Annotated in this window: 21 protein-coding genes, 1 tRNA gene and 1 pseudogene; 12 read left to right on the top strand and 11 right to left on the bottom strand. The window is 71.6% G+C overall.

The annotated features are described in order from the left end of the window. Nucleotides 1-99: 99 nt before the first annotated feature. A tRNA-Gly gene (locus ACYP53_RS09065) sits at nt 100-173 on the bottom strand. Between the two features lie 275 nt (nt 174-448). Between ACYP53_RS09065 and ACYP53_RS09060 the strand changes: the two genes are divergently transcribed. Both ACYP53_RS09060 and dcd read left to right on the top strand, forming a co-directional pair. Beyond that, nucleotides 449-670, top strand: coding sequence for a hypothetical protein (locus ACYP53_RS09060; protein ID WP_189913187.1), 222 nt, complete (start codon nt 449-451; stop codon nt 668-670). Nucleotides 671-741: 71 nt separating this feature from the next. Then, entirely contained in the window at nt 742-1,317 is a 576-nt protein-coding gene (gene dcd, locus ACYP53_RS09055) for a dCTP deaminase (protein WP_189913188.1), read from the top strand. A gap of 76 nt (nt 1,318-1,393) precedes the next feature. On the opposite strand, the gene ACYP53_RS09050 is transcribed toward dcd, so the two are convergent. The 4 genes and pseudogenes from ACYP53_RS09050 to ACYP53_RS09035 form a co-directional block, all read right to left on the bottom strand. Further along, nucleotides 1,394-2,284 carry an alanyl-tRNA editing protein gene (locus tag ACYP53_RS09050; protein ID WP_189913189.1) on the bottom strand — a complete coding sequence of 297 codons (891 nt, stop codon included), beginning with the start codon at nt 2,282-2,284 and terminating at the stop codon, nt 1,394-1,396. 86 nt (nt 2,285-2,370) lie between these two features. After that, nucleotides 2,371-3,384: a Yip1 family protein gene (locus ACYP53_RS09045; RefSeq protein ID WP_459647095.1), complete on the bottom strand. Its 1,014-nt coding sequence runs from the start codon at nt 3,382-3,384 to the stop codon at nt 2,371-2,373. A 240-nt stretch (nt 3,385-3,624) separates the two neighbouring features. Beyond that, nucleotides 3,625-4,698, bottom strand: a pseudogene (gene manB, locus ACYP53_RS09040) (mannose-1-phosphate guanylyltransferase); the annotation flags it as partial. 344 nt (nt 4,699-5,042) lie between these two features. Then, nucleotides 5,043-7,268, bottom strand: a complete 2,226-nt coding sequence (locus ACYP53_RS09035) for a (Fe-S)-binding protein (RefSeq protein WP_189913192.1) — start codon at nt 7,266-7,268, stop codon at nt 5,043-5,045. 342 nt (nt 7,269-7,610) lie between these two features. Between ACYP53_RS09035 and dnaK the strand changes: the two genes are divergently transcribed. The 5 genes from dnaK (at nt 7,611) to ACYP53_RS09010 (ending at nt 13,106) form a co-directional block, all read left to right on the top strand. Continuing rightward, nucleotides 7,611-9,452 (top strand): molecular chaperone DnaK, encoded by a 1,842-nt coding sequence (gene dnaK / locus ACYP53_RS09030; RefSeq protein WP_189913193.1) that lies wholly within the window; start codon nt 7,611-7,613, stop codon nt 9,450-9,452. After that, nucleotides 9,449-10,072, top strand: a complete 624-nt coding sequence (gene grpE / locus ACYP53_RS09025; RefSeq protein WP_189913194.1) for a nucleotide exchange factor GrpE — start codon at nt 9,449-9,451, stop codon at nt 10,070-10,072. The genes dnaK and grpE overlap by 4 nt, the downstream gene beginning before the upstream one ends. A gap of 146 nt (nt 10,073-10,218) precedes the next feature. Then, complete coding sequence (gene dnaJ, locus ACYP53_RS09020; protein ID WP_459647094.1) at nt 10,219-11,382, top strand: molecular chaperone DnaJ; 1,164 nt, start codon at nt 10,219-10,221, stop codon at nt 11,380-11,382. Nucleotides 11,383-11,398: 16 nt separating this feature from the next. Next, nucleotides 11,399-11,929 (top strand): heat shock protein transcriptional repressor HspR, encoded by a 531-nt coding sequence (locus ACYP53_RS09015; protein ID WP_373313663.1) that lies wholly within the window; start codon nt 11,399-11,401, stop codon nt 11,927-11,929. 184 nt (nt 11,930-12,113) lie between these two features. Next, nucleotides 12,114-13,106: a helix-turn-helix domain-containing protein gene (locus tag ACYP53_RS09010; protein WP_189913197.1), complete on the top strand. Its 993-nt coding sequence runs from the start codon at nt 12,114-12,116 to the stop codon at nt 13,104-13,106. A gap of 72 nt (nt 13,107-13,178) precedes the next feature. On the opposite strand, the gene ACYP53_RS09005 is transcribed toward ACYP53_RS09010, so the two are convergent. Next, entirely contained in the window at nt 13,179-13,337 is a 159-nt protein-coding gene (locus ACYP53_RS09005; protein ID WP_189913198.1) for a hypothetical protein, read from the bottom strand. Nucleotides 13,338-13,669: 332 nt separating this feature from the next. Between ACYP53_RS09005 and ACYP53_RS09000 the strand changes: the two genes are divergently transcribed. Beyond that, nucleotides 13,670-14,287 (top strand): TIR domain-containing protein, encoded by a 618-nt coding sequence (locus tag ACYP53_RS09000; protein ID WP_051709310.1) that lies wholly within the window; start codon nt 13,670-13,672, stop codon nt 14,285-14,287. A 223-nt stretch (nt 14,288-14,510) separates the two neighbouring features. On the opposite strand, the gene ACYP53_RS08995 is transcribed toward ACYP53_RS09000, so the two are convergent. From ACYP53_RS08995 to ACYP53_RS08980, 4 genes are all read right to left on the bottom strand, one after another. Next, entirely contained in the window at nt 14,511-15,470 is a 960-nt protein-coding gene (locus ACYP53_RS08995; protein ID WP_459647093.1) for a LuxR C-terminal-related transcriptional regulator, read from the bottom strand. After that, entirely contained in the window at nt 15,463-16,446 is a 984-nt protein-coding gene (locus ACYP53_RS08990; RefSeq protein ID WP_459647092.1) for a LuxR C-terminal-related transcriptional regulator, read from the bottom strand. Before ACYP53_RS08990 ends, ACYP53_RS08995 begins: the two co-directional genes overlap by 8 nt. Then, entirely contained in the window at nt 16,436-17,386 is a 951-nt protein-coding gene (locus ACYP53_RS08985; RefSeq protein WP_189913201.1) for a LuxR C-terminal-related transcriptional regulator, read from the bottom strand. The genes ACYP53_RS08990 and ACYP53_RS08985 overlap by 11 nt, the downstream gene beginning before the upstream one ends. Nucleotides 17,387-18,128: 742 nt before the next feature. Beyond that, nucleotides 18,129-19,241 carry a TDT family transporter gene (locus ACYP53_RS08980; RefSeq protein ID WP_189913202.1) on the bottom strand — a complete coding sequence of 371 codons (1,113 nt, stop codon included), beginning with the start codon at nt 19,239-19,241 and terminating at the stop codon, nt 18,129-18,131. A 70-nt stretch (nt 19,242-19,311) separates the two neighbouring features. Here ACYP53_RS08980 and ACYP53_RS08975 point away from each other — a divergent pair, with 70 nt between their 5' ends. After that, complete coding sequence (locus ACYP53_RS08975; protein ID WP_459647091.1) at nt 19,312-20,256, top strand: LysR family transcriptional regulator; 945 nt, start codon at nt 19,312-19,314, stop codon at nt 20,254-20,256. A gap of 133 nt (nt 20,257-20,389) precedes the next feature. Continuing rightward, entirely contained in the window at nt 20,390-22,996 is a 2,607-nt protein-coding gene (clpB, locus tag ACYP53_RS08970) for an ATP-dependent chaperone ClpB (RefSeq protein ID WP_459647090.1), read from the top strand. 94 nt (nt 22,997-23,090) lie between these two features. Here the strand turns inward: clpB and ACYP53_RS08965 are convergent, their stop codons facing one another. Continuing rightward, nucleotides 23,091-23,378, bottom strand: a complete 288-nt coding sequence (locus ACYP53_RS08965; RefSeq protein WP_459647089.1) for a helix-turn-helix domain-containing protein — start codon at nt 23,376-23,378, stop codon at nt 23,091-23,093. 355 nt (nt 23,379-23,733) lie between these two features. Between ACYP53_RS08965 and ACYP53_RS08960 the strand changes: the two genes are divergently transcribed. Then, the gene (locus ACYP53_RS08960) at nt 23,734-24,291 is read left to right on the top strand and encodes a type III secretion system chaperone family protein (protein WP_189913206.1); all 558 of its coding nucleotides are present in this window, start codon (nt 23,734-23,736) and stop codon (nt 24,289-24,291) included. A gap of 238 nt (nt 24,292-24,529) precedes the next feature. Next, complete coding sequence (locus ACYP53_RS08955) at nt 24,530-25,690, top strand: pyridoxal phosphate-dependent aminotransferase (RefSeq protein WP_459647088.1); 1,161 nt, start codon at nt 24,530-24,532, stop codon at nt 25,688-25,690. The last annotated feature ends 29 nt before the right edge of the window (nt 25,691-25,719 follow it).

The following is a 25,719-nucleotide window of genomic DNA, read 5'->3' as shown; positions in this document are numbered from 1 at the left end:
CCAGGATTCGCCGCCGCACCGGCGGCCTTCCGGCACGGTGGGGGTGGATCGGTCCGGAGAACGCGAAAGCCCCAGGTCGTTGACCTGGGGCTTTACCACTGGAGCGGGCGACGAGAATCGAACTCGCGCTCTAAGCTTGGGAAGCTCATGTTCTACCATTAAACTACGCCCGCTTGACGAGCCGTCAGAGACCGCTCGATCCAGTGTCACTGTACCCCATTCGAGACGGTGGTTGCACAAGGGGTTCGGGTGCGCGGCGGTGCGGGGTGGGGGCGGGTGCGGAGGCGTACTGTGTGGGCCGCGTACGAGTGCTCCGGCGGGTGGGGTCGGGGCGGCGAGCCACCTGAGGAATGTCCGGAACATCCCCTAATGTGACGCTGTCCCGGGGCTCGGCCGCCGGGGCGTCTGAGTACGGGTGAGTACTGGGTTAGGGATGGGAAGGGGATCGATGGAGCAGCGCGCCGTCGTTCGTTGTGCCGAGGGGCACCTGTTCAGCACCACCACGTTCCCGATGCAGAACCTCGGTCCGGGCCGGCTCGGCCCCGGGCGGTTGATCCGCTGTCCGCAGTGCGGACGGCTGCGGAGCTCGGTGCTGGCCGACGTCGGGGAGCTGTCGGAGCCGCAACTGGAGCGGGCGATGCGGCTGGAGGCCGCGGAGTTCCTGGCCTGACGGCGGGCGGACGGGTAGCCGGGCCCCGGGCGGATTCGTCCGGGGCCCTTTCATGCACGTAACCTCGAAGCGTGCTGCTCTCTGACAAGGACATCCGGACCGAAATCGACCTGGGCCGGGTCTCCATCGACCCGTTCGACCCGGCGATGGTCCAGCCGTCGAGTATCGACGTGCGCCTCGACCGCTTCTTCCGCGTGTTCGAGAACCACAAGTACCCCCACATCGACCCCTCCGAGGAGCAGCCGGACCTGACCCGGCTGGTCGAGCCGGAGGGCGACGACGCGTTCATCCTGCACCCGGGTGAGTTCGTGCTGGCCTCGACGTACGAGGTCATCACGCTGCCCGAGGACGTGGCCTCCCGGCTGGAGGGCAAGTCGAGCCTGGGCCGGCTGGGCCTGCTCACCCACTCCACGGCCGGCTTCATCGACCCCGGCTTCAGCGGCCACGTGACGCTGGAGCTGTCGAACGTCGCGACGCTGCCGATCAAGCTGTACCCGGGCATGAAGATCGGGCAGCTCTGCCTGTTCCGTCTCTCCTCGCCGTCGGAGCACCCGTACGGCTCGGAGCGCTACGGCTCGCGCTACCAGGGCCAGCGCGGCCCGACGCCGTCCCGTTCGTACCTGAACTTCCACCGCAGCCAGGTCTGAGCCGCGGGACCCGCGGAGCCGCACGCAGCCGGGCGGCCGTCCCCCCACCGACGGGGGGCGGCCGCCCGCGGCGTTCTCAGGCCCGCTTCGGGCTGGTGACGGCGACCAGCTCGGTGCCGTCCTCGGACAGCCGCAGCTCGGTGCGCAGCTCGGCCAGCTCGCCGAGGTGGTGCAGGTGGGTGCCGCCGCAGAAGATCTGCGCGCCGCCCTCGGGCAGCTCGCAGTGCCACTGGCGGCGGGCGGTGAGCTCGGGGCCGGGCACCTCGATGCGGACCGGGGCGTCGGCGGCGACCCAGGCGGCGAGCCGGGCGTTGACGTCCTCGGTGAGGGCGGGCAGGGCGTCGGCCAGGGCGGGGAACTCCTCGGTGGCGTCCGCCGTGAAGCCCTTCTTCTTGAGCGACTTGCCGAGCCGGTAGGTGTCGGTGCTGGCCTCGGTGTCCATCACCGAGCTCGCCATCGCGAGGCTGTCGAAGTCCGGGTTGCCGAAGGCGTCCGAGCGGCCCGGGTCCTTGCGCCAGCGCGGGGCGAGCGCGGCGTTGAGGGCGAGGGCGAGCAGGTGGCAGCCGCTGTGCGAGGCGCTGAGGGCGCCCCGGCGGGTGGCGTCCACGGCGAGCTCCGCGGTGCGGCCGACGATGGCGCCGGGGTCGGTGTCGAGGACGTGCAGGACCAGCCAGGACCACTCCTCGTCGCCGCGCCGGACCGGGATGTCGGCGCCGACCAGCAGTGCGTCGTCCGCCGGGCCGACGGCGCCGGTCAGGCAGTCCACCACGGCCAGCTCGGTGCCGTCGACGGTGAGGGTGCCGTGGTCGGCGGGCTGGTCGGGCCAGGTGTGGTCGAGCGGGTGGAACGGGGTCGCCCCGGTCACGACGGCGTACCGGCCGTCGGCCAGCGGGTGCACCGCGAGCACCGGGGACTCGCCGGTCACCGCCCCGGCCGGGAAGCTGACGTGGGTGGTGGGGAGGGTCATGCCTGGCTCCGGTGGACGTGGGACGACGAGGGTGGACGGGCCGCGGCGCTCGGCCGCCGCCCGTCCACCATTCTGCCCTCCGCCGGTCAGCCCAGTGTCGGCAGCTTGATCAACACCAGCAGGGCGAGCAGTTGCAGCGCCGAGGCGGCGGCGGCCTTGCCCCAGGGCAGGTCGTGCAGCCGCCGGACCATGCTGGTCAGCAGGAACGCGCAGAGCCCCCAGGTGGCCCAGCCGACGACCTGGACGACGAGGCTGCCGGAGGGCAGCACCAGGTCGAGCAGCAGCCGGGGGGCGTCGGTCAGCCAGCCGATCAGCGCGGCCAGGCCGACGGTGGACTTCCACGGGCCGTCGCCGCCCAGCTGGCGGGCCAGCCCGTAGGTGACCGCGCCGAACAGCGCGCCGGCCACGGTGAAGCCGATGGCGGCGGCGACGATGCCGGTCAGCGCCACGGTGAAGGTGGAGTTGACGATGTCGTCGTGGGTCAGCCCGATGCCGAGCACCGCGAGCGCGCCGTACAGCAGCGAGACGGTGACGGCGGGCAGCCAGACCTGGTGGTCGCGGGTGCGGTCGAACATCGCGGTCGGGCTGCGGAAGAGGCCGACGAACAGCTCGCGCCACTGCGGCCGGGGGCCGGCCACGTGCGGGGAGGACTGGCCGCCCGCCCGGTAGACGGCGACGTTGTCCTGGCCGTACGGCGGCTGCTGCTGCTCGTAGGGCTGTTGCTCGTACGGCTGCTCGTACGGCGGCTGCCGGCCGTAGCCGTCCGGCGGGTACTGCCCGTACTGGCCCTGGTCCGGGTACTGCCCCTGGTCCGGGTACTGGCCCTGGTCGTAGTACCCCTGCCCGCCGCCGCCCGCGTACGGGTCGCCCGTCGGGAAGGCACGGGTGCTGCCCGGCCGGTCGGCCGCGTACGGGTCGTACCCGTCGCCGGCCGGTCCCCCCGGCGCGCCGGCGGCTCCCGGGTGCGGGGCCGTGAAGTACTCCGGCCCGTCCGTCTGCCCGTGCCCCCCGGGCACCCCCGCCGGCGGCGGCGGAGGGGGCGACCATCCGCCGTGCGGACGGTCGGCGCCCTGACCGCTGTCGTATCGATTACCAGCCACGGTCCGAAGGTACCCGTCCGGCCCAACCCGCGTCGGCCCCGGACGAAGCCGGGGCCGGTTTGCAGCCAGCCTGAGACGAACGGGGCCGAAAGCCGCCCCGGAGCGACACGGAGCGGGTGCTCCGTGGTCCGCCGACTCCGCCGGGGCCTCCGACTCCGCCGGGCGCTACCGCTGCGCGGTGACCGACGGCCCGTGCACGGCCGCCGCCGCGCTGGTGCCGGCCGGGCAGCCGCCCGGGCCGGCCGAGGTGCGGACGGCGCCGACCGGCAGCAGCGTGCCGCAGGCGATCCGGATGCCGTTCGGCAGCTCGTTGTCGGACTCCACGATCGCGCCGTCGCCGATCACCGCGCCGTCCAGCGCCGAGCGGTCGCCGATGCTGGCGTAGGCGCCGACGATCGAGTCCTTGACCAGGCTGTCCGGGCCGATGACCGCGCCGGGCAGGATCACGCTGGCCTCGACGATCGCGCCGGCCTCGACGACCGCGTCCGCGGAGACCACGGTGCCGCCGCTGAGCACCGCGCCCGGGTGGACGGTGGCGCCGGGCAGCAGCAGGGCGTCGCCGGTCGGGCCGGGAACGGCCGGGGAGTCGACCTTGCCGAGCACCAGGTCGGCCGAGCCGCGGACGAAGGCGGCCGGGGTGCCGAGGTCCAGCCAGTACGAGGTGTCCACCACGCCGCGCAGCAGGGCCCCGGTGGCCAGCAGCTCGGGGAAGGTCTCGCGCTCGACGGACACCTCGCGGCCGGCCGGGATGCGGTCGATCACGGAGCGGGTGAAGACGTAGCAGCCGGCGTTGATCTGGTCGGTGACGATCTGCTCCGGGGTCTCCGGCTTCTCCAGGAACTCCAGCACCCGCCCGTTCCCGTCGGTCGGGACGAGGCCGAAGGCGCGCGGGTCCTCGACCCGGGTGAGGTGCAGGGTGACGTCGGCCCCGGCGGCCACGTGGCCGTCGCGCAGGGCGGCGATGTCGACACCGGAGAGGATGTCGCCGTTGAAGACCAGGACCGGCTCGTCCGGGCCGCAGGTCAGGCCGGAGGCGGCGTTGCGGATGGCCCCGCCGGTGCCCAGCGGCTCGCGCTCGGTCAGGTAGACCAGCTCGATGCCGTACGGGGTGCCGTCCTGGAAGTGGTCCTCGAACACCTCGGCCAGGTAGGAGGTGGCCAGCACGACGCGGGTGACGCCGGCGGCGGCCGCGCGGGCCAGCTGGTGCGCGATGAACGGGACGCCTGCCACCGGCAGCATCGGCTTGGGGGTGTGGGTGGTCAGCGGACGCAGTCGCGTGCCCTTACCACCGACCAGCATGATCGCCTCGGTCATGGTCTGCGCTGTTCCCCTTGTGGTCTCTGCGGCCCGGCCCGGCGGGCCGTTGCCTCCGTCGGTGTTCTGGACCCGTCCGTCCGGCGCGGGTCGGCGCCCGTCCGGTTTTCCGTCCGGAACGGGCCGACCGGCTCGGAGCCGGTCCGGCGCCTACTGTATTTCCTTCCAACCGAATGCCCGTCCGGCCCCTGTGCGACGGATGTCACTCCGGGTTCTCCCCCGGTACCGCCGCGAGCCGCCGGGGCCGCCCAAAAGCCCGGCCCGGCGGGCGCGTTGGCGGCGTCCACCGGGCCGGGCAGTTGTAGCAGAACTGTCGAACAGCGGGGCTGCCGGGCAGCGGACGGTCAGGCGTCCACCGTCGCGGGCTGCTCCTCGGCCTCGGCCGGCGGGACGGCCTTGACGGAGTCCAGCAGCAGCTGGGCCACGTCGACCACCTTCAGGTGCTCCTTGGCCGCGCCCTCGTTCTTCTTGCCGTTGACCGAGTCGGAGAGCATCACCAGGCAGAACGGGCAGGCGGTGGAGACGATGTCCGGGTTGAGGGACAGCGCCTCGTCCACGCGCTCGGTGTTGATCCGCTTGCCGATGCGCTCCTCCATCCACATCCGGGCGCCGCCGGCGCCGCAGCAGAAGCCGCGCTCCTTGTGGCGGTGCATCTCCTGCTGGCGCAGACCGGGGACCTTGTCCATGATCTCGCGCGGCGGGCTGTAGACCTTGTTGTGGCGGCCCAGGTAGCAGGGGTCGTGGTAGGTGATCAGGCCCTCGACCGGGTTGACCGGGACGAGCTTGCCCTCGTCGATCAGGTGCTGCAGCAGCTGGGTGTGGTGGATCACCTCGAAGTGCCCGCCGAGCTGCGGGTACTCGTTGGCGATGGTGTTGAAGCAGTGCGGGCAGGTGGCCACGATCCGCTTGGTCGGGGCGTCCTCCAGCGCGGCGTTCAGCGTCTCCACGTTCTGCGCGCCGAGCATCTGGAACAGGAACTCGTTGCCCAGGCGGCGCGGGGAGTCACCGGTGCAGGTCTCCTCCTTGCCGAGGATCGCGAACTTCACGCCCGCGGTGTGCAGCAGCTCGGCGAAGGCCTTGGTGGTCTTCTTGGCGCGGTCCTCCAGGGCGCCGGCGCAGCCGACCCAGTAGAGGTACTCGACCTCGGCGGGGTCGATGTCCTCGCCGATCACCGGCACCTCGATGCCGGTCTCCTTCTTGAGCTCCTTGACCCAGTCCAGGCGCGCCTTGGTGGCCATGCCCCACGGGTTGCCCTTGTTCTCCAGGTTCTTGAGCATCGTCCCGGCCTCGGTCGGGAAGTTGCTCTCGATCATCACCTGGTAGCGGCGCATGTCGACGATGTGGTCGATGTGCTCGATGTCCACCGGGCACTGCTCGACGCAGGCGCCGCAGGTGGTGCAGGACCACAGCACGTCCGGGTCGATGACGCCGTTCTCTTCCGCGGTGCCGATCAGCGGGCGCTCGGCCTCGGCCAGCGCGGCCGCCGGGACGTCCTTGAGCTGCTCGGGGGTCGCCTGCTCCTCGCCCTCCATGTCCTTGCCGCCGCCGGCCAGCAGGTACGGCGCCTTGCCGTAGGCGTGCTCGCGCAGGCTCATGATCAGCAGCTTCGGCGAGAGCGGCTTGCCGGTGTTCCAGGCGGGGCACTGCGACTGGCAGCGGCCGCACTCGGTGCAGGTGGAGAAGTCGAGGATGCCCTTCCAGGAGAAGTGCTCGACCTGGGAGACGCCGAAGACGGCGTCGTCGGCCGGGTCCTCGAAGTCGATCGGCTGACCGTCGCTGGTCATCGGACGGAGGGCGCCGAGCGCGGTGCCGCCGTCCTCCTCGCGCTTGAAGTAGATGTTGAAGAAGCCGAGGAACCGGTGCCAGGCCACACCCATCGACGGGTTGAGGCCGATGGTGGTCGCCCACGCGAACGAGATGCAGATCTTCAGCATCGCGAACAGGTAGATCAGGTTCTCCAGCGTGCCGTGCGACAGGCCGCTGAGCGCGGTGACGAGCGGGTACGAGACCAGGTGCTCGGGACCGTACGAGTCGACGCCCTTGAGGGCGCCCTCCAGCGCGCGCAGCATCGTGATGCAGAGGCCGATGCCGAGGATCGTGTACTCGACGTAGAAGGCCTGCCAGGCGATCGAGCCGGCGAAGCGGGACTTGCGGCCGGACCGCGACGGCAGGCTCATCAGCCGGATCACGATCAGGACCAGGATGCCCAGCGTGGTCAGGGTGCCGAGCAGCTCGACGAAGAGCTGCCAGATCATCCAGTGGCCGATGACCGGCAGGTCGAAGTCGGCGTCGAAGAGCTGGCCGAACGCGTTGACGATGGTCAGCACCAGGCTGAAGAAGCCGACGGCGACGAACCAGTGGGCGATGCCCACGATCCCCCAGCGGTTCATCCTGGTGTGACCGAAGAATTCGGTCGCGAGGGTCTTCGCCCGCTGGGCGGGCTGCCCGAAGCGGGTGGAGTCCGCCGCTCCGGTGCGCACCACCTTGTAGATGTACAGCGCCGCACGGGCGGCGAGCGCGGTGCCGATCACAAATGTGACCAGCGAGATGACGATCGCTGCTAGCTGCATCGGCTCTCCGTCTCCTGCGGCTTTGCGGTTGAGCAGTCTCTGCGGTCCTACGGTTGTCGACCTGAGTGTACTGGTCGGTAACTTGCCGGGCCGACGGCCCGGACATTACCGGTCGGCAACAGTTCTCCAGAAGATTCCCAAGCTATGGCGGCAGTCACGTGACCGCACGCGCGCCACGGCGCCCGCCGCTCCACTACCGCCCCACCACCGTCCCGCCCACGCCCCATCGGTCGATTCCGCTCAGCAAAGTTGAGCGACTGGCACTCATAGCTGTTGACGCTGCCCGTCGAGTCGTGCATCCTTGAGCCTGTAAAGCTCAACTCTTCCGTGGAGGTACCTACGATGGCACGCGCGGTCGGCATCGACCTCGGCACGACGAACTCGGTCGTCAGCGTTCTGGAGGGTGGCGAGCCCACCGTCATCACGAACGCCGAGGGCGCTCGGACCACGCCGTCCGTCGTCGCCTTCGCCAAGAACGGCGAGGTCCTGGTCGGCGAGGTGGCCAAGCGTCAGGCGGTCACCAACGTCGACCGCACCATCCGCTCGGTGAAGCGCCACATGGGCACCGGGTGGAAGATCAACATCGACGGCAAGGACTTCAACCCCCAGCAGATCTCGGCCTTCGTGCTGCAGAAGCTGAAGCGGGACGCCGAGGCGTACCTGGGCGAGACCGTCACCGACGCCGTCATCACCGTCCCGGCGTACTTCAACGACTCCGAGCGCCAGGCCACCAAGGAGGCCGGTGAGATCGCGGGCCTCAACGTCCTGCGCATCGTCAACGAGCCCACCGCGGCCGCCCTGGCGTACGGCCTCGACAAGGACGACCAGACCATCCTGGTCTTCGACCTCGGCGGCGGCACCTTCGACGTCTCCCTGCTGGAGATCGGCGACGGGGTCGTCGAGGTGAAGGCCACCAACGGTGACAACCACCTCGGTGGTGACGACTGGGACCAGCGCGTCGTCGACCACCTGGTCAAGGTCTTCCAGTCCGGCCACGGCGTCGACCTGTCCAAGGACAAGATGGCCCTGCAGCGTCTGCGCGAGGCCGCCGAGAAGGCCAAGATCGAGCTGTCCTCGTCCTCCGAGACCTCGATCAACCTGCCGTACATCACGGCCTCCGCCGAGGGCCCGCTGCACCTGGACGAGAAGCTCACCCGGGCCCAGTTCCAGCAGCTGACCGCGGACCTGCTGGAGCGCTGCAAGGTCCCGTTCCACAACGTCATCAAGGACGCCGGCATCTCGCTCTCCGAGATCGACCACGTCGTCCTGGTCGGCGGCTCCACCCGCATGCCGGCCGTCGCCGAGCTCGTCAAGGAGCTGACCGGCGGCCAGGACGCCAACAAGGGCGTCAACCCGGACGAGGTCGTCGCCATCGGCGCCGCGCTCCAGGCCGGTGTCCTCAAGGGCGAGGTCAAGGACGTCCTGCTGCTCGACGTCACCCCGCTGTCCCTCGGCATCGAGACCAAGGGCGGCATCATGACCAAGCTGATCGAGCGCAACACCACGATCCCGACCAAGCGCTCCGAGATCTTCACCACGGCCGAGGACAACCAGCCGTCCGTGCAGATCCAGGTCTACCAGGGCGAGCGCGAGATCGCCGCGTACAACAAGAAGCTCGGCATGTTCGAGCTGACCGGCCTCCCGCCGGCGCCGCGCGGCCTGCCCCAGATCGAGGTCACCTTCGACATCGACGCCAACGGCATCATGCACGTCGGCGCGAAGGACCTCGGCACCGGCAAGGAGCAGAAGATGACCGTCACCGGCGGCTCCTCGCTGCCGAAGGACGAGGTCGACCGCATGCGCCGCGAGGCCGAGCAGTACGCCGAGGACGACCACAAGCGCCGCGAGGCCGTCGAGACCCGCAACTCCGCCGAGCAGCTCGTCTACTCGACCGAGAAGTTCATCGCCGACAACGCGGAGAAGCTCCCGGCCGACGTCAAGACCGAGGTCGAGACCGCCATCGGCGAGCTCAAGGAGGCCCTGAAGGGCGAGGACATCGCGAAGATCCGCGAAGCCTCGGAGAAGGTCTCCACCACCGCCCAGAAGCTCGGCCAGGCGCTGTACGCCAACGCCGACGCCGCCGGTGCCGCCCCCGCCGGTGAGTCCGCCCAGGCCAAGGACGACGACGTCGTCGACGCCGAGATCGTGGACGACGAGAAGCCCAAGGGTGGTGCGTCGGCATGACGGACAAGCCGCAGGGCGGCAAGCCCGGCGACGACTCCGCCGCCGAGGAGGCCGTGATCAAGGCCGCCGAGGAGGCAGCGGCGGCCGGTGCCGGCGAGGGCTCCCCCGAGGAGCTCGCCACCGCCAAGCGCGAGCTGGCCGAGCGCACCGCGGACCTGCAGCGCCTGCAGGCCGAGTACCAGAACTACCGGAAGCGGGTCGAGCGCGACCGGCTGACCGTCCGCGAGATCGCGGTCTCCAACATCCTGGAGTCCCTGATCCCGGTCCTGGACGACATCGGCCGCGCCCGCGAGCACGGCGAGGTCACGGGCGGCTTCAAGTCCGTCGCCGAGTCGCTGGAGACGGTCGTCGCCAAGCTGGGCCTCCAGCAGTTCGGCAAGGAGGGCGAGCCTTTCGACCCGACCATGCACGAGGCGCTGATGCACAGCTACTCCTCGGACGTCACCGAGGACACCTGCGTGCAGATCCTCCAGCCCGGCTACCGCATCGGCGAGCGGATCATCCGCCCGGCGATGGTCGCCGTCGCGGAGCCCCAGCCGGGCACCCAGACGGCCTCCGCCCCGGACGCCGACGCCAAGTCCGGCGACGCGGACACGTCCGACGGTGGCTCGGACAGCTGACCACCTGTGACAGCTGACAACCAGTGCGCTGCGGAGTCGTACGCCGGCCAGTACGGCGGCCGGCTCCGCAGCGCGTTGTCGACGGCCGTGCGTTCCCGTGCTGTTGACAACACAGTGACGATGGACATCGGGAGGTGGCGGAGGCCATGAGTGGCAAGGACTATGTCGAGAAGGACTACTACAAGGTCCTCGGCGTGCCCAAGGACGCCACCGCCACCGAGATCAAGAAGACGTACCGCAAGCTCGCGCGCGAGTTCCACCCGGACGCCAACAAGGGTGACGCCAAGGCCGAGGAGCGCTTCAAAGACATCTCCGAGGCGTACGACGTCCTCTCCGACGAGAAGCGCCGCAAGGAGTACGACGAGGCCCGCAGCCTCTTCGCCAACGGCGGCTTCCGGGCCGGCGGCGGCCCCGGCGGCACCGGCAGCTACAGCTTCGACTTCGGCGACCTCTTCAGCGGCAACCAGGGCGGCGGCACCGGCGGCGGCGGGATCGGCGACGTCTTCGGCGGCCTCTTCAACCGCGGCGGCACCCGGCAGGCCCAGCCCCGGCGCGGCGCCGACGTCGAGACCGAGGTGACGCTCTCCTTCGAGGAGGCCGTCGACGGCGCGACCGTCCCGCTCCGGATGACCAGCCAGGCCCCCTGCCGCACCTGCAACGGCACCGGCGCCAGGTCCGGCACCACGCCGCGGGTCTGCCCCACCTGCGTCGGCGCCGGCACCGTCAGCCGCGGCCAGGGCGCCTTCGCGCTCTCCGAGCCGTGCAAGGACTGCCGCGGCCGGGGCATGATCGTCGACGACCCGTGCACCGACTGCCACGGCAGCGGCCGGGCCAGCTCCGCCCGCACCATGCAGGTCCGCATCCCGGCCGGCGTCCAGGCCGACCAGCGCATCCGCCTCAAGGGCAAGGGCGCCCAGGGCGAACGCGGCGGACAGCCCGGCGACCTCTACGTCACCGTGCACGTCGACCCGCACCCCGTCTTCGGCCGCAAGGGCGACAACCTCACCGTCACCGTCCCCGTCGCCTTCCACGAAGCGGCCCTCGGCGCCACCATCGAGGTACCCACCCTCGGCGGCCCCGCCGTGAAGCTCAAGCTGCCCCCGGGCAGCGCCAACGGCCTCACCATGCGCGCCCGCGGCAAGGGCGCCACCCGCAAGGACGGCACCCGCGGCGACCTCCTCGTCACCGTCGAGGTCGTGGTGCCCCAGCACGTCACCGGCGACGCGCTGAACGCCCTGGAGCAGTACCGCGAGGCCACCGCCTCCGACGATCCGCGCGCGGCCCTCTTCCGGGCGGCGAAGGGAGCGTGACGACCAGATGTCCCCGATGAATCCGATGAATCCGGTCAACCCCGACGGGTCGATCGGCCCCGGCGTCGGCGAGGGCCTCCCCGGCGACGGCACCCGCCGCACCCGCCGGGTCCCCTCGGCCGCACCGCCGTACGTCCTCACCGAGGACACCCCGGTGTACGTCATCTCGGTGGCCGCCGAACTGTCCGGACTGCACCCGCAGACCCTCCGCCAGTACGACCGCCTCGGCCTGGTCTGCCCCGACCGCACCGCCGGCCGCGGCCGCCGCTACTCCGCCCGCGACATCCAGCAGCTGCGCGAGGTCCAGCGGCTCTCCCAGGACGAGGGCATCAACCTGGCGGGCATCAAGCGGATCATCGAGCTGGAGAACCAGGTCACCGCCCTCCAGTCCCGGGTCACCGAACTCGTCGACTCCCTGGAAGGCGCCGCCACCGCCCTCCAGCAGCGCGAGGCCGCCGTCCACGCCTCCTACCGCCGCGACCTCGTCCCGTACCAGCCCCCCACGCCCCAGTCCAGCGCCCTCGTCGTCTGGCGCCCCAAGCGCTGACCCGCCCGCCCGGACCCCGCCGCCGGCCCCCTCCTGTTCGGGGGGTGCCGGCGGCTCGGCCTTGGTGAGAGGGTGCGGTCATCAATCCCTCTTCGGAGGGCGCACCGGATCTGGCATGCTGAAACGCGATTCAGCGTCAGCGCTGACGGGACGCAGGTATCACGGTAACGGCAAGGAGTCGCGGATGAGTGAACGAGAGCAGCCCCTTGCCGCCGGCTTGACCGTGCTCTCGACAGAAGCACGGGAGCTATTTCTCACCGTTCTCCGAGGAGACGGCAGGCTGCCATCGGGCACCAATACCGATCAGAATGATTCTGCGCGCGACGAGCTGGCGAGGATTGGCCTTCTCGTTCCCGACAGCGATGATCCGACTGTTTTCGTAGCCGCCGACCCCACACAGCTCTCAGCCAGCCTCAGCCATTCGTGGCAGCGTCAGGCCTTGGAGCTCCTGTCACGAGCCGTCTCCCTGCCCTCCGAACTGCAGGAACTCGCTCGGGAATTCCATTCCCCGAAGCAACGCGGCGGATCGATCGAGTATGTGCAGGGCAAGGCTCTTATCCGTCAGCGGCTGGAGCAGTTCAGAGAATCCGGGCTCGAGGAAGCCCTGGCGCTCCAACCCGGCGGCCCGCGCCAGCCGGACCTTCTCGCCGGGATGATCGAGCACGATCTGGAAACGCTCCGCAGTGGTACGGAGATGCGGACGATCTACCACGCCAGCACGCGCTACCACCAGCCGACCAGGGATTACGTGGCCACACTCGCCCGGGCAGGTGGCCAGTACAGAACCCTTGACGAACCCTATACGCGGCTCATAGTGATGGATCGGCGGGTAGCCGTGATCCCGATCGCCGATGACATGAGCCTCGCGGCCTTCATCTACGACCCCGCGGTCGTCGACTATCTCGCCGAAGAGGTCTTCGAACGGTGCTGGAGCCGAGCGCTGGAATTCGAGGGCGACCGCACCGTGCCGCAGCAGGTGGTGTCCCGTCTGCGTCAGACGATCATCGACCAGATGCTCGAAGGCACCAGCCACCGGGTCATCGCGCGGCGTTTGGGAATCAGCGAGCGGACGCTGGCAAGACACATAGCCGAAATGCGCGATGACTACAAAGTCGACTCGCTATTCCAACTCGGATATGTCCTCGGCCGGAAGATGCAGGAATCGCCGACTGACTGAGAGCCCCGATTCAGGGGGTCGGCGAATCCTTCACGAGTCCTGACAAGCGGCCAGACACTCAAACGATCGTGTTCACTGCCAGGAGATGTCGTCCAGGGCGCTCGCGGTGGCCTCGACGGCAATCGCGTTGTGCGAGTCGGCAACATGGGCAAGAGAGCCGGCACCGAGCACAGCGGCGGCGACGGCCAACGAAAGCACAACCTTGCGGACAAACCGGCGCATGTCAGTCATGCCCCCACTCTCTCTCCGGAGAATCGCCACTAGAAGCGTCGAACAGGATAACGGCTCACATAGTGCCGCGCGAGGGGGGAGGCTGTCACCCCCGGTGCACGGGTGTGCGTCATCTCCCTGCCAGGCATCCAGATGACACAGGCCAACCCTGGACGCGGCGCTGCCCCGCGATGGACGATCAGTTCGCTCCCAATGGTCCGGCAAGACGCCACACCTTGCCAATGTACCGTCAAATGCTAAGTCGTTCATCAGCGGGATCACCACGCAGAGCAGCCCACATCCAACGCATCGCCGACGCTCACTCTCCCGGTCGGCCTTTCCCCGGAGTCGACATGACCGAGCCCTACCTGCGTCACCACGACAGCCAGGCCCCTGAGGGTCGGCGTGCACGTGTGTTCCTGGCCGCGCCGCTGATGCGGCTGACCGGCCCGGCCGACAGTGTGGTGACGCTCGCCAGCCGGACGCGGCTGACGACGCTCCGCACGACCCTGCTCCGCAGCGGTGCCGCTGTGTACAGCGCGCACCACAGCGACGCCTGGACCATCTCCGGCCGCGCTCCGGAGCCCCGCGTCCCCTCCGACTTCCGCGCCCTGCAGTCCGCGGACCTCGTGTTCGCCTACGTGGGAGCGCCGCTCTCGGCCGGTGTCAGCCTGGAGCTCGGGTGGGCGTCGGCCCTGCGGAAGCCGATCGTCCTCCTCGTCGACGAGGCCATCACCCACAACCCGCTGATCGCCACCATCGAGCAGGTCGCCCCCGTCCTGCCGCTGGTCTTCGACGACACCTGGTCGCAGGAGGCCCTCAACCACACGGTGGAGACCGCGCTCGACTGGGCCGGCATGGCGCTCTCCCTGCGCGAGGGCTTCTGGACCGCCCCCGGCGAGCAGTTCAACGTCCCCCGGCAGCAGCCCCCGGTCCCCGGCTACTGGCCGACCGGCGCCGCCACCGGCTGAGCACCGCTCAGCCACCGGGCTCCCCCGCCCGCCGGGCCGGCCGGACTCGGCCAGGCACGTCGCAGGATCCACCACCACGGCGGCGACCCCGCTCTCAGGGGTCGCCGGGATCAGAGCGACAGTGCGACCGACGACCAGGCCGTGGTTGAACGGGGTCTCCGGACAGCGGATCCGTGAGCCCCCGTTCCGGCCCTCCACCACGGCGACATCGGGCAGACCGCGCTCAGGCATCGCGGGCTCCCCTCATCTGCCAGCCGAGCTGGAACAGCGTCTCCGCGTCGTACTGCTCACGCAGCCGGGCGATGTGACCGGCCACGGTGCGCTCGCTGAGGCCCATCCGGGTGGCGATCGCCCGCTGGGTGAGCCCCCGGGCGAGGAGGCGGCCCACCTGCTCAAGGGTCGTGGACCCCGCGGATCCTTCCGCGAGTGCCTCCCAGTCCACCACCTGGGCCTGCGCCCACTGCCGTTCGAAGACGTCGACCAGGTAGGCGACGATCGCGGGATCCTCTACGACGGCGGCCACCGTATGGTCCGCCGCCGCGGGGATCAGGGCGACGGTCCGGTCGAAGATCAGCGTCTTGGTGAAGGGCCCCTCCAGCAATCGGATGGGGACACCGACCCGCGTCGACCGCATCGCGTACTCGACGGTTCGCGGGTCGGAGCACGCCGAGGGCTCGAAGATGGTGTGCATCACGCCACCCGCTTCGACGTAGCGGCGGGCCTGATCCAACTCGTCCGCCATGTGGTCGTGCGGACGGGGCCCGCCGGGCTGCGCGGACAGGGCCTCGTGCGGGTGGTCCCTGGCGATCTGGGAAAGCAGGTGCCGGATCTCCACCATGCCCGCCAGCCGCCGCACGCCACCGGCCGACTCCCTCCGGCGAGGTGCCGCGTCGTAGGCCTGAGCCAGGTCCTCCAGAAGATCCGGAACGAGCGCTGCCCGAGCGAGCAGGCGAGCACTCTCCTCCCGCAAGTCGGCACCGAGGCGCTCGCCGACGGCGCGCGGGTTCACCGCACTGTAGGAACTGTCGGCGGCGCGAAGGACCAGGAGCCCGAGGCCGACGAGCTGCTGGATCGTCGGCTCGTCCTCGGGACGGATGTCACCGACGTGAAGGCGACCGCCCTCCTTGAGGATCTCCCGGTAGAACTCCCGGGCGGCGGCACCGAGCAGGTCGGGCTCAGGCATCGCGGGCTCCCCTCATCTGCCAGCCGAGCTGGAACAGCGTCTCCGCGTCGTACTGCTCACGCAGCCGGGCGATGTGGCCGGCCACCGTCCGCTCACTGAGGCCCAGACGGGTGGCGATGGCGCGCTGGGCGAGGCCGCGGGGGAGGAGGCGGGCCACCTGTTCGTGGGCCGTCGGGCTGGCGGAACTGTCGGCCAGGGCTGCCCAGTTGACGCCTTCGGCCTGCTGCCAGAGCTGTTCGAAGGTGTCGACGACGAAGGCCACCGTCGCCGGGTCGTCGACCACGGCGGCGCTGGTGTAGTCGTGGGCGGCGGGGATGACCGCGACGGTGCGGTCGAAGACCAGGAAGCGCTTGAACGGCTGGTCCAGGATGCGGATCTGGCAGCCGAAGCGGGCGGCTTCGGCGCCGTACGCGACGGCCAGGTCGTGGGTGCGGGCGGCACGTTCGAAGAGGGAGCGGACGACTCCGCCGCGCTCGATGTAGCGGCGGGTGCGGGCGAGGGAGTCGGCGAGCAGATCGGCGGGGCGGGCGGCGCCGGGTTGGGCGGTGAGGCTCTCGTTGGGGTAGGCGTGGGTCAGCTGTTCGAGTTCGTGGCGGATCTCGGCCTTTCCGGTGACGGTCCGGGTGCCGGTCCGGCGGGCTTCGCGGCGGGGCACGGTGTCGTAGGCCTGGGAGAGTTCGCGGAGCAGTTCGGGGACCTGGTCGGCTTCGGCCAGGAGGCGGGTGCCGGTCTTGCGCAGGTCGGTGCCGATCCGTTCGGCGACCGGGCGCGGGTCGACGGCGCTGTACGAGGCGTCGACCAACCCCGGCACCAGCAGCCCGAGTTCGACCAGCTTCCGGAGCGCCGGGCCGTCGTCCACCCCGACGTCCGCGGCGCGCACGCGGCCGCCTTCGCGGAGGACGGCGAGGTAGAGCGCGCGGGCGGCCGGGTCCGGGAGGGCGGCGGTGAGCAGGGTGGGGGCGGGTTCATCGGTCATCGCGGGCGCCTCGCATCAGCCAGCCGAGCTGGAAGAGGGTCTGGGCGCCGTGGCGGTCGCGCAGGCGGGAGATGTGGGCGGCGACGGTGCGTTCGCTGAGGCCGAGGCGGGTGGCGACGGCGCGTTGGGTGAGGCCGCGGGCGAGGAGGCGGCCGACCCGGTCGGGGACGGTGCGGGTGGGGCCCTGGCCGAGGACCGCGGCTTCGGCGGTGTCGGCGCGGGCCCAGTCGCGTTCGAAGGTGCCGACGAGGAAGGTGATGGTGGCGGGGTCGCTGATGAAGGCGGCGGTGCTGTTGTCGTCGTTGGCGGAGATCACGGCGACGGTGCGGTCGAAGACGATGAGCCGCTGGAAGGGTTCGTCGAGGACGCGGATGAGGGAGCCGTGCCGGGTGACTTCCTCGGCGTAGGCGAGGGCGGGCGGTTCGGCGAGGGCGACCGGCTGGTAGATGGTGCGCAGCGAGCAGCCGCGCCGGAGGAGCTGGACGTCCTGGCGGAGGGCGACCTGCAGGGTGTCGGCGGGGCGTTGGCCGGGCTGGGCGGTGAGGACTTCGGAGCGGCAGTCGGAGACCAGTTGGGAGATCCGCTGGCGGATGTGGACGTGTCCCTCGACGTGGACGGCGCCGCCGGCCCGGCCGGAGGGGCGGGGCATCGCGTCGTAGGCGCGGGTGAGGCCGTCCAGGGTGCCCGGGAGGCTCTCGGCGCGGACGAGCAGCCGGGTGGCCTCGCTGCGGAGTTCGGCGCCGAGCCGGTCGCTGACGGAGCGCGGGCTGACGGCGGTGTAGCAGCGGTCCACCGGGTTGACCATCAGCAGGCCGATGTCGATGAGCTGTTGGAGGGCGCCGCGGTCGGTGTCGACGACGCTCGCGCAGGGGATGCGGCCGCCCTCGGCGATGATCGTCAGGTACAGCTGCCGGGCGGCCTCGTCGGGTTCCTCGCCCACGGGCCCTGGCTGGTGCGGAGCGACCGCCGGTTCCGCCGTCACGTCGCACTCTCCCTGCCGGACGCATCTCCCCTGGTGTTGCCCGCGTTTCCCGGCGGACGAGCCGCGGGTGCCGGTTGCCGGGCGGGCTCACGGTACCGGGTGCCGGTACGGGGTGATCATGCGGTCGGCGGTCACGGTACCGGTTCGGACGGCGGGCCCCCGGGCCCGGGTGCCGTCGCACACCGGGACGTCCGGGGGCCGCCGTCTCTGCACGCCAATGCCAGGGCGCTTCCGTCGAGGCGGAGCAGCAACGCCTCGACGGATCCGGTTCCGGGGGCCATCACCACACATGGTCCCCGGCCGGTGCTCTTCTCCCCCCGTTCCACCGGCGCGGGAATGGTGCGCCGGCGGTCAGTCCGAAGAGCAAGTCGCCACCATCGGGCTGCGGTTGCCCGGACGACTTGGCGTGTCTCCACCCTCACAGCGTGACGGCCGGTGAACAAGTGCCGCCCGAGTGCATGTTCGCGCAATTGCAGTTATCTGCATCCCGGGGTGCGGCCGGGGGGTGGAGCGGCGGGGCGGATTCCGGTAAAGGGCGAGGCCAGCGGGGGGCGGGGTGGTGCCCGGCGGTACCTCCGGTTGGCCGCGTACGGTCATGACCCGGTTGCGCGTTCCTGCAACGGCGACATGCTCCTGAGCTGCATGTCTACGCGCGGTGACAATCCGGTCCGGCACCTCAGCCCGCCTCAGCGCCCCCGCCTCACCGCGCCAGCAGCCGGCCGCGTGCCAGGCCCGCCGCCGTACCGCCCGCCGCGAGCGCCCAGGCGAGCGCCAGCAGCAGGTACAGCCCGGCGGCCAGCGCGGTGAAGCCCACGAAGCCGGTGTGCCGGGCGAGCGCGGAGGCGCCGGTGACACAGGTGCCGATCGGGAAGGTGTACGCCCACCAGGTCATCGCGAAGGGCATCCCGGCCCGGCGGGCGCGCAGGTTGGCGGCGAGCGCGACGGCCAGCCAGAGCACCGCGACGCCCATCACCGCGACGCCGTACAGCTCGGCGAGGTCGAGCATGGCGGGCGCCAGCGCGGGCAGCACCGGGTGGGCGGCGTCGGCGATCTGGTGGACGGCGGTGACGGACTGGCCGAGCGGGCCGAGCACCAGGAACAGCGAGGGGGTCAGCACCAGGGTGGGCAGCTTGCTGTGGAACAGCCCGGTGAACACCACCGGCAGCAGCACCAGGGTGGCCAGCAGCCCGATCCCGAACAGGGCGCAGCAGGCGTACAGCATGGCCTGCCGGGGTGTGCCGGCCGGCAGGTGCGGGACGAGCACCGGGCCGCAGGCGGAGGCGACCAGCGGGGCGACCACCGGCAGCAGCCAGGTCGGGTTGGACTCCAGGGCGGAGATCCGGTGCCGGGTGATCATCAGGTACGGGATGCCGCCGGCGACGGCCAGCGCGTACAGGGTGCCGACGCCCCAGAGCACGGCGTCCACGGCGACCGCGGGGCCGGTGCCGATGACCCGGGAGCCGACCGTCATCGTGCCGAGCCCGACCGAGAGCAGGGCCATCGGCGGGCAGCCGTAGAAGACGGCGGTGGCGGGCTGCTCCAGCAGGTGGGCGCGGGCGGCCTCGCGGTGCCGGGTGAGGTGCACCAGCCGGGCCGCGCCCAGCACCAGCAGGGCGGCCAGGCCGAGCGCCCACATCACCTCGCCGAAGCCGATCAGCCCGGGCAGCCGGACGGGCAGGGCGGCCGCGCCGTTGCCGATGATCGCGGTGCCCATCACCACGGCGTACCAGTTGGGGCCGAGCTGGGAGAGGTCGACGCGGGAGCGGCGGACGGCGGGGCGGGCGAGGGGACGGACTCCGGCCAAGGTGGACATGTTTCCACCATCGGTCCGAAGGCCGGCCACCGGTAGCGCCGAGGATCCTATGGCGACATAGCCTGGACCTATGCCCCTCTCCTCGCACGTCCCCGAACTCGGCGCCCTGGAACTGCTGCTCGCCGTGGCCCGGCTGGGCAGCGTCGGACGGGCGGCGGCCGAGCTGGGCGTCAGCCAGCCGACCGCCAGCGCCCGGATCAAGGGCATGGAGCGGCAGATCGGCGTGCCCCTGCTGGAGCGTTCACCCCGCGGGAGCAAGCCGACCGAGGCGGGCCGGCTGGTGGTCGAGTGGGCCCGGCAGGTGGTGGAGGCGGCGCAGGCGCTGGACGCCGGGATCGACGCGCTGCGCGAGCGCCGGGACGCCAAGCTGCGGGTGGTGGCCAGTCTGACCGTCGCCGAGTACCTGATGCCGGGCTGGCTGCTGGGGCTCTCCGAGGCCAGCCCGGGCACCGCGGTGACGCTGCGGACGGCGAACTCGGCGGAGGTCGCCGGGCACGTCCTGGCCGGGGACGCCGACCTCGGCTTCGTCGAGGGCCCCGCCACCCCGCCCGGACTGGCCGGCGCGGTGGTGGCGGCGGACCGGCTGGTCGTGGTGGTGGCACCCGGCCACCCGTGGGCGCGCCGCCGCACCCCGCTGACCGGCCCGGAGCTGGCGGCCACCCCGCTGGTGCTGCGCGAGCCCGGCTCGGGCACCCGGGAGGTGCTGGAGATGGCGCTGCGCCCGTACGGGGGCGCGACGCAGCCCCGGATGGAGCTGGCCTCGTCCACCGCGCTGAAGGCGGCGGCGATGACCGGGGCGGGGCCGGTCTGCCTGAGCGAGCTGGCGGTGGTGGAGGAGCTGGCGACCCGGCGGCTGGTCGAGGTGCCGCTGGAGGAGGGGCTGGACCTGCGCCGGCCGCTGCGCGCGGTCTGGCCGGCCGGGCAGCGGCCGAGCGGCCCGGCGCGGGAGCTGCTGGTGCTGACCCGGCGGAGCCCCGCCAGGCGCTCGGCCGGAAGCCGCCGGGCCGGAGGCTGACGGGAAGGACCGAACCCGGGCCCGGAAGATTGGGCGTAGAAGATTGGGCACGGAAAGTTGAGCGGAATAGACTCAACTTAGTGCATGCTGTAGGTAGCAGTAGTGAAGGACGACGAGGGAGGACCCCCCAGCAGTGGACGCCAGCAAGTTCACCACCAAGACGCAGGACGCCCTGTCCACCGCGATCCGGCAGGCGGGCGCGGCCGGCAACCCGGACGTCAAGCCGGTGCACATCCTGATCGCCCTGCTGGAGCAGCCCGAGGGCATCGCCCGGCCCCTGCTGGAGGCGGTCGGGGCCGACGCCACCCGGGTCGACGCCGAGGCGCGCCGCCAGCTGGCCGCCCTGCCCAGCGCGATGGGCTCGACGGTCGCCGCGCCGCAGCTCGCCCGGGACACCCTGGCGGTGCTCACCGAGGCCGGCAAGCGCGCCGACGACCTGGACGACCAGTACGTCTCCACCGAGCACCTGATGGTCGGCCTGGCCGCCGAGGGCGGGTCGGTCGCCGAGCTGCTGACGCAGCGGGGCGCGACGCCCAAGGCGCTGCTCGCCGCGTTCAAGGACGTGCGCGGCTCCGGCAAGGTCACCTCGCCGGACCCGGAGGGCACCTACAAGGCGCTGGAGAAGTACGGCACCGACCTCACCCAGGCCGCCCGGGACGGCAAGCTCGACCCGGTGATCGGCCGGGACCACGAGATCCGCCGGGTGGTCCAGGTGCTCTCCCGCCGGACCAAGAACAACCCGGTGCTGATCGGCGAGCCGGGCGTCGGCAAGACCGCCGTGGTCGAGGGCCTGGCCCAGCGCATCGTGGCCGGTGACGTCCCGGAGTCGCTGCGCGGCAAGCGGCTGGTCGCGCTGGACCTCAGCGCGATGGTCGCCGGCGCCAAGTACCGCGGCGAGTTCGAGGAGCGGCTGAAGGCCGTCCTGAACGACATCAAGGCCTCCGACGGCCGGGTCGTCACCTTCATCGACGAGCTGCACACCATGGTCGGCGCGGGCGCCGGCGGCGACTCCGCGATGGACGCGGGCAACATGCTCAAGCCGATGCTGGCCCGCGGCGAGCTGCGGATGGTCGGCGCCACCACGCTGGACGAGTACCGCGAGCGGATCGAGAAGGACCCGGCGCTGGAGCGCCGCTTCCAGCAGGTGCTGGTCGGCGAGCCCAGCGTGGAGGACTCGATCGCCATCCTGCGCGGCCTCAAGGGCCGGTACGAGGCGCACCACAAGGTGCAGATCTCGGACGCCGCCCTGGTCGCTGCGGCCACCCTGTCCAACCGCTACATCACCTCCCGCTTCCTGCCCGACAAGGCGATCGACCTGGTCGACGAGGCGGCCTCCCGGCTGCGGATGGAGATCGACTCCTCCCCGGTCGAGATCGACGAACTCCAGCGCTCCGTGGACCGGTTGCGGATGGAGGAGCTGGCCCTGGAGAAGGAGTCGGACCCGGCCTCGGTCGACCGGCTGGCCCGGCTGCGGCGCGATCTCGCCGACAGGAACGAGCAGTTGAGCGTGCTCACGGCGCGCTGGGAGCAGGAGAAGAAGAGCCTCAACCGGGTCGGCGAGCTCAAGGAGCGGCTGGACGAGCTGCACGGCGCCCTCGAACGCGCCCAGCGTGACGGGGACTTCGAGCGGGCGTCCAAGCTGATGTACGCCGAGATCCCGGCCGCCGAGACGGAGCTCACCGAGGCCCAGGAGCGCGCCGCCGACCAGGACGCCTCCGCCTCGATGGTCAAGGAGGAGGTCGGCCCGGACGACGTGGCCGACGTGGTCTCCTCCTGGACGGGCATCCCGGCCGGCCGTCTGCTGGAGGGCGAGAGCGCCAAACTCCTGCGCATGGAGGAGGAGTTGGGCAGGCGCCTGATCGGCCAGGCGGAGTCCGTGCAGGCCGTCTCGGACGCGGTGCGCCGCACCCGCTCCGGCATCGCCGACCCGGACCGCCCGACCGGCTCCTTCCTCTTCCTCGGCCCGACCGGTGTCGGCAAGACCGAACTCGCCAAGGCCCTGGCCGACTTCCTCTTCGACGACGAGCGGTCGATGGTCCGCATCGACATGAGCGAGTACGGCGAGAAGCACTCGGTCTCCCGGCTGGTCGGCGCCCCGCCCGGGTACGTCGGCTACGAGGAGGGCGGCCAGCTCACCGAGGCGGTCCGCCGCCGCCCGTACAGCGTCGTCCTGCTGGACGAGGTGGAGAAGGCGCACCCCGAGGTCTTCGACGTCCTGCTCCAGGTGCTGGACGACGGGCGGCTCACCGACGGCCAGGGCCGCACGGTGGACTTCCGCAACGCCATCCTGATCCTCACCTCCAACCTGGGCTCGCACTACCTGGTGGACCCGACCACTCCGGAGGACAAGAAGAAGGCCCTGGTGCTGGACTCCGTCCGGGCCGCGTTCAAGCCGGAGTTCCTCAACCGGCTGGACGACATCGTGGTCTTCGAGCCGCTGGGCACCGCCGAGCTGAGCCGGATCGTCGACCTGCAGGTGGCCCGCCTCGGCGAGCGGCTGAACGAGCGGCGGCTCACCCTGGACGTCTCCCCGGCCGCCCGCGACTGGCTGGCGCTCACCGGCTACGACCCGGCGTACGGCGCCCGCCCGCTGCGCCGGCTGGTGCAGTCCGCGATCGGCGACCAGCTGGCCCGGGCGATCCTGTCCGGCGCGGTGCACGACGGGGACACCGTCCTGGTCGAGCGGGACGAGGAGGGCGACCGCCTCACCGTCCGCGGCGGGGGGCCGCTGGAGAAGTAGCGGTGGTGCCGCGCGCGGGCCGTTCCCTTCCGGGTGGGAGGGAACGGCCCGCGCGCGGTGTTCCGGTGGACGTCCACCGGGACACCGCGCGCGGTCAGTCGGACGACCCGCCCCGCCGCTGCCGTCGCCTCGCCCGGTCCCGCCAGCTGCGTGCCAGCCGGTGCAGCTCGGCCACCTGCGCCTCCGGCAGGTTCCAGGTCTGGGTCAGCAGCCGCAGCGTCGACACCCGCGGGCAGGACACACCCCGCTCCAGGTCGCGGATCGACCGCACGCTCAACCCCGTCGCGTCACCCAGCTGCTCCTGCGTCATCCCCCGGTCCAGCCGGATGGTCCGCAGCAGCGTCCCGAGTGTCGCGCCCTCCCCCGTGACCGTTCCGTCCATGCCTGTTCCCCCCTCAACTCAGAACAGCTCAACTTGCCCGTCCGGGACGGGCTTTGTGTGAAGTGAGTTCCGTCGCACGCTAACCGCATCCGGCCCGTACGGCAGGCGAACCCGGGCGCCGGGCGCGTGACGTGGCTCACTCGGCGCACCGCGGCGCGCACCGCGCCCCACCCCCGGCACGCTCCGTGACCGGCACCCGTCGCACCGGCCGCCGACCCCCGCGAACAGCGCCGGAACGAAGATCGACGCGCCCCCGACCGCCCCTGTGAGCGGCGCCCGGGATGAGGCAGGATGGGAGGTGGAAAGGGCGGCCTCTCATTGCCGGCCACCACGTGCACTGAGGAAGAGGACCCCCATGAGCATCGACCCGTCGTCCATCCCGTCCTTCGGCATGCCCCAGGGGGGCCAGCCCGGCGGCCAGGGCGGGCAGCCGGCCGGCCCGCCGCCGATCATCGTCCCGGACCAGGGCCTGGTCGCCCAGCTGCTCGACCAGATGCAGCTCAAGCACGTCGTGGACGAGGAGGGCGACCTCACCGCCCCCTGGGAGGGCTTCCGCGTCTACTACATGTTCCGCGGCGACCAGAAGGAGCTCTTCGCGGTGCGCGCCTTCTACGACCGCGCGTACCCGCTGGAGAAGAAGGGCGAGATCCTCGACCTGATCGACGAGTGGAACCGTGAGACCCTCTGGCCCAAGGTCTACACCCACACCCACGAGGACGGCGTGGTCCGCCTGATCGGCGAGGCCCAGATGATCGTCGGCACCGGCGTCAACCTGGACTACTTCGTGACCACCACCGCCAACTGGACCCAGGCCGCGGTCGGCTTCGAGCAGTGGATCGTCGAGCGCCTCGGCCTGCAGAACGAGATCGAGGGCGAGGACGGCGAGGCCCCCGAGGGCACCGACGAGGCCTGATCCCCAGGCCTGATCCCCGGGCCTGATCCCCGGGGCCCGCTCCGGCCCCGGCGACGTCCGGTACGGCCCGCCACCGCGTTCGCGCCGGTGGCGGGCCGTCCTCGTCCCCGGCCCCAGCGGGCCGTCCTTGTCCCCGGCCCCGGCGGGCCGCCCTCGTCCCCGGCCCCGGCGGGCCGTCCTTGTCCCCGGCCCCTGGCTGTCCCAGGATGGGCGCGACGACGACGCAGGAGGAGCCGCAATGGGAACCAGGCCGCTGTTGAACCGCCGACTGGCCGGGATGGGCACGACGATCTTCGCCGAGATGTCCGCCCTGGCCACGGCCACCGGCTCGATCAACCTCGGCCAGGGCTTCCCGGACACCGACGGGCCCGACGAGATCGCCCGGGCCGCCGCGGACGCCGTGCTGACCGGCCGGGGCAACCAGTACCCGCCCGGCCCCGGCATCCCCGAGCTGCGCACCGCGATCGCCGAGCACCAGCAGCGCTTCCACGGCCTGACCTACGACCCGGACGGCGAGGTCCTGGTCACCGCCGGCGCCACCGAGGCCATCGCGGCCACCCTGCTGGCCCTGCTGGAGCCCGGCGACGAGGTCATCGCCCTCGAACCCTTCTACGACTCCTACGCCGCCTGCATCGCCATGGCCGGCGCCACCCGCGTCCCGCTCACCCTCCGGGCCCCGGACTTCCGCCCCGACCTCGACGAGCTGCGCGCCCTGATCACCCCGCGCACCCGGCTGCTGCTGATCAACACCCCGCACAACCCGACCGGCACCGTGCTCACCGCCGGGGAGCTCCGGGTCATCGCCGAACTCGCCGTCGAGCACGACCTGCTGGTGGTCACCGACGAGGTCTACGAGCACCTGGTCTTCGGCGCGACCCACCACCCGATCGCCGCGCTGCCCGGCATGCGCGAGCGGACCGTCACCATCTCCTCCGCCGGCAAGACCTTCTCCTTCACCGGCTGGAAGGTCGGCTGGGTCACCGCGAGCCCCGCCCTGGTCGCGGCCGTGCGCACCGCCAAGCAGTACCTGACCTACGTCAGCGCCGGCCCCTTCCAGTACGCCGTCGCCGAGGCGCTGCGACTGCCCGACGCCTACTTCGACACCCTCCGCGCCGACCTGCTGCGCAAGCGCGACCTGCTGGCCGACGGCCTGGCGGCGGCCGGGTTCCGGGTCTTCACCCCCGAGGGCACGTACTTCGTCACCACCGACATCACCCCGCTCGGCGAGAAGGACGGCATCGAGTTCTGCCGCGCCCTGCCGGAGCGCTGCGGGGTCGTCGCCATCCCCAACGCCGTGTTCTACGACGACGTCGACGCCGGCCGTAGCCTGGTCCGGTTCACTTTCTGCAAAAAGGATGACGTCCTCCAGGAGGCCGTTGCGCGACTGCAGCGCCTCTGAGGGCCCGCGCGCCCCCTTTCACGCCCTTC

Source organism: Kitasatospora sp. Ki12, from assembly GCF_054601375.1.
This window is presented reverse-complemented; position numbering and strand designations above follow the sequence as displayed.